General features: G+C 40.3%; 3 protein-coding genes, 2 tRNA genes and 3 rRNA genes. 5 read left to right on the top strand and 3 right to left on the bottom strand.

Annotated elements, in window-relative coordinates:
• Positions 1-452 precede the first annotated feature (452 nt).
• From ACUUYC_RS21605 to rrf, 5 genes are all read left to right on the top strand, one after another.
• Positions 453-1,974: ribosomal RNA gene (locus tag ACUUYC_RS21605) — 16S ribosomal RNA — on the top strand.
• Between the two features lie 89 nt (positions 1,975-2,063).
• Positions 2,064-2,137, top strand: a tRNA-Ile gene (locus tag ACUUYC_RS21600).
• 89 nt (positions 2,138-2,226) lie between these two features.
• Positions 2,227-2,300: transfer RNA gene (locus ACUUYC_RS21595), tRNA-Ala, on the top strand.
• A gap of 109 nt (positions 2,301-2,409) precedes the next feature.
• A 23S ribosomal RNA gene (locus tag ACUUYC_RS21590) occupies positions 2,410-5,229 on the top strand.
• Positions 5,230-5,324: 95 nt separating this feature from the next.
• Positions 5,325-5,434 (top strand): 5S ribosomal RNA (gene rrf / locus ACUUYC_RS21585).
• Together the 16S, 23S and 5S rRNA genes with 2 tRNA genes alongside form the textbook arrangement of a ribosomal RNA operon.
• 422 nt (positions 5,435-5,856) lie before the next feature.
• On the opposite strand, the gene ACUUYC_RS21580 is transcribed toward rrf, so the two are convergent.
• The 3 genes from ACUUYC_RS21580 to ACUUYC_RS21570 form a co-directional block, all read right to left on the bottom strand.
• Complete coding sequence (locus ACUUYC_RS21580) at positions 5,857-6,078, bottom strand: DUF6095 family protein (RefSeq protein ID WP_474269303.1); 222 nt, start codon at positions 6,076-6,078, stop codon at positions 5,857-5,859.
• Positions 6,059-6,880, bottom strand: a complete 822-nt coding sequence (gene murQ / locus ACUUYC_RS21575) for an N-acetylmuramic acid 6-phosphate etherase (RefSeq protein ID WP_474269301.1) — start codon at positions 6,878-6,880, stop codon at positions 6,059-6,061. Before murQ ends, ACUUYC_RS21580 begins: the two co-directional genes overlap by 20 nt.
• A 202-nt stretch (positions 6,881-7,082) precedes the next feature.
• Positions 7,083-9,311, bottom strand: coding sequence for an NADP-dependent isocitrate dehydrogenase (locus ACUUYC_RS21570; protein ID WP_474269299.1), 2,229 nt, complete (start codon positions 9,309-9,311; stop codon positions 7,083-7,085).
• Positions 9,312-9,980 lie beyond the last annotated feature (669 nt).

Below are 9,980 nucleotides of genomic sequence, written 5' to 3'. Positions count from 1 at the left end.
AAAAGGTATTTATATTTGCAGCCGCTAAAGAGGAAACGAATTAGCTAAAAAAGTTCTGATAGTTATTGATTTTTTGGAGGAAAAAAGTTTTTTAAAAAATAAGTTTAAAAAGTTTTGGGATAATAAAAAAGGTTGTATGTTTGCAGCCGCTAAAAACGGCAACGTTGTTAGGGAAAAAGTTCTAAGATTAATACTTGTTTTGAAGGATGCAAAAAGTTTGAAAAGAGCTTTAAAAAAAATCTTCAAAAAGTTTTGTTGGAATGAAAAAAGGGTTTTATATTTGCACCCGCTTTCTACGGGAAGTTTACTAAAATAGATAATTAGAAGTTCATTGACATATTGATTAGCAGCAATTATATTGGAAACGATATAATGATAAAAACATAAGCAAAGACATCTTTTGAGAATAAGATAATTTTTCGAAGTTGAAGAAATATTTATATAAAGAAACAACGATGAAGAGTTTGATCCTGGCTCAGGATGAACGCTAGCGGCAGGCTTAACACATGCAAGTCGAGGGGTAACATTGTAGCTTGCTACAGATGACGACCGGCGCACGGGTGCGTAACGCGTATGAAACCTACCTAATACAGGGAGATAGCCCAGAGAAATTTGGATTAATACCCCATAGTACTGTTTTACTGCATGGTAAAATAGTTAAAGATTTATCGGTATTAGATGGTCATGCGTTCTATTAGTTAGTTGGTAAGGTAACGGCTTACCAAGGCAGCGATAGATAGGGGCCCTGAGAGGGGGATCCCCCACACTGGTACTGAGACACGGACCAGACTCCTACGGGAGGCAGCAGTGAGGAATATTGGACAATGGAGGCAACTCTGATCCAGCCATGCCGCGTGAAGGAAGACTGCCCTATGGGTTGTAAACTTCTTTTATAGAGGAAGAAACGCAGATACGTGTATTTGTTTGACGGTACTCTACGAATAAGGATCGGCTAACTCCGTGCCAGCAGCCGCGGTAATACGGAGGATCCAAGCGTTATCCGGAATCATTGGGTTTAAAGGGTCCGCAGGCGGTTGTTTAAGTCAGAGGTGAAAGTTTGCAGCTCAACTGTAAAATTGCCTTTGATACTGAATAACTTGAGTTATAATGAAGTGGTTAGAATATGTAGTGTAGCGGTGAAATGCATAGATATTACATAGAATACCGATTGCGAAGGCAGATCACTAATTATATACTGACGCTGAGGGACGAAAGCGTGGGGAGCGAACAGGATTAGATACCCTGGTAGTCCACGCCGTAAACGATGGTTACTAGCTGTTTGGACTTCGGTCTGAGTGGCTAAGCGAAAGTGATAAGTAACCCACCTGGGGAGTACGATCGCAAGATTGAAACTCAAAGGAATTGACGGGGGCCCGCACAAGCGGTGGAGCATGTGGTTTAATTCGATGATACGCGAGGAACCTTACCAGGGCTTAAATGTAGAGTGACAGGTCTAGAGATAGATTTTTCTTCGGACACTTTACAAGGTGCTGCATGGTTGTCGTCAGCTCGTGCCGTGAGGTGTCAGGTTAAGTCCTATAACGAGCGCAACCCCTGTTGTTAGTTACCAGCACATTATGGTGGGGACTCTAACAAGACTGCCGGTGCAAACCGTGAGGAAGGTGGGGATGACGTCAAATCATCACGGCCCTTACGTCCTGGGCTACACACGTGCTACAATGGTAGGTACAGAGAGCAGCCACTACGCAAGTAGGAGCGAATCTACAAAACCTATCTCAGTTCGGATCGGAGTCTGCAACTCGACTCCGTGAAGCTGGAATCGCTAGTAATCGGATATCAGCCATGATCCGGTGAATACGTTCCCGGGCCTTGTACACACCGCCCGTCAAGCCATGGAAGCTGGGGGTACCTGAAGTCGGTCACCGCAAGGAGCCGCCTAGGGTAAAACTGGTAACTGGGGCTAAGTCGTAACAAGGTAGCCGTACCGGAAGGTGCGGCTGGAACACCTCCTTTCTAGAGCGACTACGATGAATTATTAAATTTATAAGAGTTGTTTTTGCTTAGCTGTTAATTAAGAAATTGAACAATATATATACAAGTAGAGTCTCATAGCTCAGCTGGTTAGAGCGCTACACTGATAATGTAGAGGTCGGCAGTTCGAGTCTGCCTGAGACTACTGATTTGTATTGTATTAAGGAAATTCTAGAAGTTTGAGTAGTAGTTAAGTACTAACTACTGACTACTATATACTAACTACTAGTATATGGGGGATTAGCTCAGCTGGCTAGAGCGCCTGCCTTGCACGCAGGAGGTCATCGGTTCGACTCCGATATTCTCCACAATCAACTATTAAGGTTGAAAAAGTTCATTGACATATTGAGATAAAAGAGAAACGAGATTAAAATAATAATCTTCGAGAGAACAAAAATAATAAAGAGACAAAAAGTACAATAAGCTAAGTAAGGGCGTATGGGGAATGCCTAGGCTCTCAGAGGCGATGAAGGACGTGATAAGCTGCGAAAAGCTACGGGGACAGGCACATACTGATTGATCCGTAGATATCCGAATGGGGCAACCCACTATATTGAAGATATAGTATCCGCAAGGAGGCGAACCCGGAGAACTGAAACATCTAAGTACCCGGAGGAGAAGAAAACAAAAGTGATTCCGCTAGTAGTGGCGAGCGAACGCGGAATAGCCCAAACCAATGTTGTTACGGCAATATTGGGGTTGTAGGACCACGACATTTAATGTTTACAGAATTAGAACTGTTTGGAAAGACAGACCGCAGAGGGTGATAGTCCCGTATAGGTAATGTAAATAATTGATAGTGGTATCCTGAGTAGCGCGGGGCACGTGTAACCCTGTGTGAATTTGGCGGGACCATCCGCTAAGGCTAAATACTCCTGAGAGACCGATAGTGAACTAGTACCGTGAGGGAAAGGTGAAAAGAACCCTGAATAAGGGAGTGAAATAGACCCTGAAACCATACGCTTACAAGCGGTCGGAGCTGATTTATCAGTGACGGCGTGCCTTTTGCATAATGAGCCTACGAGTTACCGTTGCTAGCAAGGTTAAACACTTCAGGTGTGGAGCCGTAGCGAAAGCGAGTCTGAATAGGGCGCTATAGTTAGTAGTGGTAGACGCGAAACCGTGTGATCTACCCATGGGCAGGTTGAAGCTGTGGTAACACACAGTGGAGGACCGAACCGGTTGACGTTGAAAAGTCTTCGGATGACCTGTGGGTAGGGGTGAAAGGCCAATCAAACTCGGAAATAGCTCGTACTCCCCGAAATGCATTTAGGTGCAGCGTATTAATAGTTTTATAGAGGTAGAGCTACTGATTGGATGCGGGGGCTTCACCGCCTACCAATTCCTGACAAACTCCGAATGCTATAAAATGTTTTAATGCAGTGAGGGCATGGGTGCTAAGGTCCATGTCCGAGAGGGAAAGAACCCGGACCATCAGCTAAGGTCCCCAAATATATACTAAGTTGAATAAACGAGGTTTGACTGCCTAGACAGCTAGGATGTTGGCTTGGAAGCAGCCATTCATTTAAAGAGTGCGTAACAGCTCACTAGTCGAGCGGTCGAGCATGGATAATAATCGGGCATAAGTATATTACCGAAGCTATGGACTCCAATGGAGTGGTAGGGGAGCATTCTATTTGCGCAGAATGTGGTCTGTAAGGACTGCTGGAGCGGATAGAAAAGAAAATGTAGGCATAAGTAACGATAATGCGGGCGAGAAACCCGCACACCGAAAGACTAAGGTTTCCTCAGCTATGCTAATCAGCTGAGGGTTAGTCGGGACCTAACGCGAACCCGAAAGGGGTAGTGGATGGACAACAGGTTAATATTCCTGTACCTGCTCACACTAAAAGTGACGGAGGCGAAAAGTTAGTGCGCACTGACGGAATAGTGCGTTGAAGAGAGTGGTAACACCTCGATAGTACAGTAAGGCTACGGCCGCGCTGATAATCTAGCAAATCGACTTCCAAGAAAACCGAGTGAAGCAGCCCGTACCGTAAACCGACACAGGTAGTTGGGATGAGAATTCTAAGGTGCTCGAGAGATTCATGGCTAAGGAACTAGGCAAAATCGACCTGTAACTTCGGGAGAAAGGTCGCCCATCTTCGGATGGGCCGCAGTGAAAAGGTCCAGGCGACTGTTTATCAAAAACATAGGGCTTTGCTAAATTGAAAGATGATGTATAAGGCCTGACACCTGCCCGGTGCTGGAAGGTTAAGAGGAGGGTTTAGCTTCGGCGAAGATCTGAATTGAAGCCCCAGTAAACGGCGGCCGTAACTATAACGGTCCTAAGGTAGCGAAATTCCTTGTCGGGTAAGTTCCGACCTGCACGAATGGTGCAACGATCTGGACACTGTCTCAGCCATGAGCTCGGTGAAATTGTAGTATCGGTGAAGATGCCGATTACCCGCAGCGGGACGAAAAGACCCCGTGAACCTTTACTATAGCTTCGTATTGACTTTGGATAAGTAATGTGTAGGATAGGTGGGAGACTACGAGATGCAATCGCTAGGTTGTGTGGAGTCGTTGTTGAAATACCACCCTTTGCTTATCTGAAGCCTAACCTCTAACGAGGAACAGTGCGTGGTGGGTAGTTTGACTGGGGTGGTCGCCTCCAAAAGAGTAACGGAGGCTTCTAAAGGTACCCTCAGCACGCTTGGTAACCGTGCGTAGAGTGCAATGGCATAAGGGTGCTTGACTGAGAGACATACAGGTCGATCAGGTTGGAAACAAGAGCATAGTGATCCGGTGGTTCCGCATGGAAGGGCCATCGCTCAAAGGATAAAAGGTACTCCGGGGATAACAGGCTGATCTCCCCCAAGAGCTCACATCGACGGGGGGGTTTGGCACCTCGATGTCGGCTCGTCACATCCTGGGGCTGGAGAAGGTCCCAAGGGTTGGGCTGTTCGCCCATTAAAGTGGCACGCGAGCTGGGTTCAGAACGTCGTGAGACAGTTCGGTCTCTATCTGCTGTGGGCGTTAGAAATTTGCGTGGATCTGACTCTAGTACGAGAGGACCGAGTTGGACTAACCTCTGGTGTATCTGTTGTTCCGCCAGGAGCATTGCAGAGTAGCTACGTTGGGAAGGGATAAGCGCTGAAAGCATATAAGCGCGAAACCCACCACAAGATGAGATTTCTTTAAAGGGTCGTGGGAGATTACCACGTTGATAGGCTATAGGTGTAAAGGCAGTAATGTCATAGCCGAGTAGTACTAATTACCCGTAGGCTTATGTACTGGCTCTTGTTATTTGTTCAATTCTTTTTTTTTTATCTCAATATGTTAACTTATTAGATAGTAGTGTTATTAAACTAGCAATGCTATTAAAGATTTAAGGTGGTTATAGCAATGGGGCTCACCTCTTACCATTCCGAACAGAGAAGTTAAGCCCATTAGCGCAGATGGTACTGCAGAAATGTGGGAGAGTATGTCGCCGCCTTTTTTTAAAACCCTTACTAATTATAATGATTAGTAAGGGTTTTTTTGTATAAAAATGTTAAATCAGAGAAGTTAAGCCCATTAGCGCAGATGGTACTGCAGAAATGTGGGAGAGTATGTCGCCGCCTTTTTTTAAAACCCTTACTAATTATAATGATTAGTAAGGGTTTTTTTGTATAAAAATGTTAAATCAAAAAATGATTTTATTATTTAAGTATTGGTAGTGTATATTCGAGATGTGTTAGCTTTTTGTAGTTGGGTTTTAAGGAGGTAGAAAATGAATATATGGTTAATATTGACTAGATCCATATTAACTAATGGAGAGTGATTGTAATTGTGTTGTGAAAGCTCTGAGAGCTTTAGATTATGGTTTTGATAACTATTGAAAATGAAATTTTGATTACAATTCTGCGAACGCCAAAATTATTAGAATATTGAATTCATTATTTTGCGCATACCTTTAAATGCTAATAATATGGCAGCTGCTGCAATGATGAGTCCAACTATTAATACAGGAATGTATAATGGATGTTCTTGATTTTTGAATGCAGAGTGAATTATTATTGGACCAGTAAACATGCAAACCAGTGAGCCTGCCATTAATTTAAGTCCTTTGCCTAATAATTCTTTATTTGTTCTCTTTGTCATAGTTTGAAATTGCTATTCGTACACTTTTATATTTTTCTAATAATCCTGAAGCAACTTCTTCGGAAGTTTGCAGTTCATTCATGATCATTTTTACGCCTCGTTCAACTAGTTTGTGGTTGCTCAGTTGCATATCAACCATTTTATTTCCTTTTACTTTTCCAAGTTGAATCATTACAGCGGTTGAAATCATGTTTAGTGCTAACTTTTGCGCTGTTCCAGCTTTCATGCGAGAACTTCCTGTTACAAATTCAGGACCGACAATGATTTCTATAGGATGTTGTGAGACTTTTGATAGTGGACTATCTTGATTACAAGTGATACAACCAGTTAGTATATTCTGATTATTACATTCTTTTAATGCTCCAATTACATATGGAGTTGTTCCAGAAGCAGCAATTCCGATAACTGTATCGTTTTCTGAAATTTCATGTTCTTGTAAGTCTTTCCAACCTTGTTGCGTATCATCTTCGGCAAATTCTACAGCATTTCTAATTGCGGTATCTCCACCAGCAATTAATCCGACAACTAATTCATGTGGAACTCCAAATGTCGGAGGGCATTCTGAGGCATCAACAATTCCTAATCGTCCACTAGTTCCAGCTCCAATGTAAAATAATCGTCCTCCATTGTTCATGCGAGTTACAATGTTTGAAACTAGGTTTTCTATTTGTGGTAGTACCTTTTCAACGGCAAGCGGAACTGTTTTGTCTTCTTTATTAATGTTGGTCAATAATTCCGATACGCTCATTTTTTCAAGATGATTGTACTTTGAATCTTGCTCTGTTGTTTTGATAAATTCCATAGTTCAAAAATACGTTATTTTGATTATATATTGAATGGTTTTTTTGCGTTAGTGATAGAAACGGCATCCTTTTGAGAGCATTGAACGAAGTGAAAATGTGAGCAAAAGATATAGTAGATAGCACGACCACTTGTGGAAACGCCCAAATAAAAAAAGCTCCTTATGAATAAGAAGCTTTTTAATATTTGATTTATGCTATAATTTAAGCAATTGAACTTAAAATAGTGTTGAATGTTTCACTAGGACGCATTGCTTTCGATGTTATTTCGTCGCTTGGCATATAGTAACCACCAATATCCATTGGTGAACCTTGCGCATCGTTTAGTTCTGTCACAATTTTCTCTTCATTTTCTGCTAATTGAGCAGCAATAGGGGTGAAGCGTGTTTTTAATTCAGCATCTGTATCTTGAGAAGCTAACGCTTGCGCCCAATATAATGATAAGTAAAAGTGACTTCCTCTATTGTCAAGCTCGTTAACTTTACGAGAAGGTGATTTTTTGTTTTCTAAAAATTTGTCAGTAGCATCGTCTAATGTTTCAGATAGAACGATTGCTTTGCTGTTGTCGTAGTTTGAACCTAAATGTTCTAATGATACTGCTAATGCTAAGAATTCTCCTAAAGAATCCCAACGTAAATGACCTTCTTTATTGAATTGTTGTACGTGCTTTGGAGCAGATCCGCCAGCACCAGTTTCAAATAATCCGCCACCATTCATTAATGGAACGATAGATAACATTTTTGCACTTGTTCCTAATTCTAAGATTGGAAATAAATCTGTTAGGTAATCACGTAATACGTTTCCAGTAACAGATATTGTATTTTCTCCTTTTTTGATGCGTTCTAACGTGAATTGTGTTGCTTCTGCTAAGGCAAGAATATGAATTTCTAATCCTTCAGTAGTATGATCTTTTAAGTATAGATTTACTTTTTTGATTAATTCTGCATCATGTGCTCTTTCAGAATCTAACCAGAAGACTGCTGGCCATCCAGTTGCAGCCGCTCTACTTACAGCAAGTTTTACCCAGTCGCGAACAGGTGCATCTTTTACTTGACACATTCTCCAAATATCTCCAGTTTCAACTGCATGTTCAGTTAATGTATTTCCTTCTGCATCTACTACAGTAACTTTTCCATTTGCAGGAATTTCAAAAGTTTTATCGTGTGAACCGTATTCTTCAGCTTTTTGCGCCATTAATCCAACATTAGGAACAGTTCCCATTGTTGTAGGGTCAAAAGCTCCGTGTTCTTTACAGAAGTTAATCGTAGCTTCGTATAAAGCTGCATAACTACTATCAGGAATTACAGCTTTTGTATCTTGTCTTTTTCCATCGGCATTCCACATTTTACCAGAATCACGAATCATTGCAGGCATTGAAGCATCAATAATTACATCACTTGGTACATGTAGGTTTGTAATTCCTTTATCAGAGTCTACCATTGCGATATCTGGCCCATTTTCCATAGCTACTGCGATATCTCCAACAATTTCTTCTTTTTTCTCTGCTGATAATTCTTCAAGATTGTTTAGAAGATTTCCAAAACCATTATTTACATCAACACCAATTTCTTCAAATGCAGCTTGATGCTTTTCAAATAAGTCAGCAAAATATACACGAACTGCATGTCCAAAAATAATTGGATCACTTACTTTCATCATTGTTGCTTTCATGTGAAGCGAGAAGAGTAATCCTTTTTCTTTCGTATCAGCAATTTCTTCAGCTAAGAATGCTAATAGTGCTTTTTTACTTAGTACAGTAGCATCGATAATTTCTCCTGCTAATAATGAGATTCCAGCTTTTAATGTTGTAGTGTTTCCATTTCCATCAGTATGTATAATGTTTACTGAAGTAGCGTTAGCAACAGTTACAGATTTTTCATTAGAACGAAAATCACCTGAACTCATTGTAGCAACATGTGTTTCTGAGTCAGAAGACCAAGCGCCCATGCTGTGTGGATTTTTCTTTGCGTAATTTTTTACAGCTTTAGGAGCTCTACGATCAGAGTTTCCTTCACGTAATACTGGGTTTACGGCAGAACCTTTTACTTTATTATATTTTGCAAGAATGGCTTTTTCTTCTTCAGTTTCACCTTCTTCTGGATAATCAGGGATTGCAAATCCTTTTGCTTGTAATTCTGTTATGGTAGCTTTCAACTGCGGTACTGAAGCACTAATATTTGGTAATTTGATAATATTGGCTTCTGGTGTTTTGGCTAATTCTCCTAATTCTGTTAAGGCGTCATTTACTTTCTGAGCATCCGTTAAGTATTCTGGAAAATTGGCTAAAATTCTTCCTGCTAAAGAAATATCTTTGGTTTCAATGTCGATTCCAGATGGAGCTGTAAATGCTTTTACGATTGGTAAAAAAGAATGTGTAGCTAAAGCTGGCGCTTCATCAGTTTTTGTATAGATAATCTTAGTTGATTTTGTCATATTAATTTACAAATAAAAAGATTGGATTAATTTCATGTATTTTTTCGAAGTGCAAATATACGAAAATGATAGGGGATTTCAGAAGATATAACGAAACAGTAGAGCTAGAATGTGTTATTATTATAGGTTTTAACAAAACAAAAGCCATATCATTGTAATTTCTTACCTTGACATGGCTTTCTGAAGTTAGTTTAGTATTTTATTGTTAATTGCTTATCAAAAAAAATGTAAACCGTACTTCTAAGTCGAAATAAGTTTCGTCGTTATTGGCATTTTACCTTTGCTGAAACTTATCTCTAATTGTTTTTTAATATACCTACTTGTGCAGATCAGCTTTCGCGATTTGCCCATTCATATATAGTTTTTCTTTGCAGAAATTGACTATATACAACGCTTTATTAACATCTTAGCAATACTAATAAATTTCGGCGTTTCTCCTTGAGTCCACTATAGCAAGCCATAGTAGAAATAGAGTCACATTTTTCTCAGTAGTTTCTGTACCCAAAAATTACTTTTGAAAAACATATTAAAATACAACTTGTTTAGAACGTTCTTTAGTGTTTACAAAAGGTGACTTTCGTCGCTCTCTTAGTAAATTCTTTTATAAATGTAATCTAAGTTTTTTAAAAAGCAAGAAATATAATAAATTAGAAATCAACAAGATATGAA

This window comes from Kordia sp. E (genome assembly GCF_056033805.1).
The sequence above is the reverse complement of the archived record's forward strand: the minus strand, read 5'-3'. Positions and strand labels throughout refer to the sequence as shown.

What these genes read in the sequence shown, in the direction of transcription:
- ACUUYC_RS21580 (WP_474269303.1), bottom strand. Translation starts at nt 6,078, where the DNA reads ATGACAAAGAGAACAAATAAAGAATTATTAGGCAAAGGACTTAAATTA.
- murQ (WP_474269301.1), bottom strand. Translation starts at nt 6,880, where the DNA reads ATGGAATTTATCAAAACAACAGAGCAAGATTCAAAGTACAATCATCTT.
- ACUUYC_RS21570 (WP_474269299.1), bottom strand. Translation starts at nt 9,311, where the DNA reads ATGACAAAATCAACTAAGATTATCTATACAAAAACTGATGAAGCGCCA.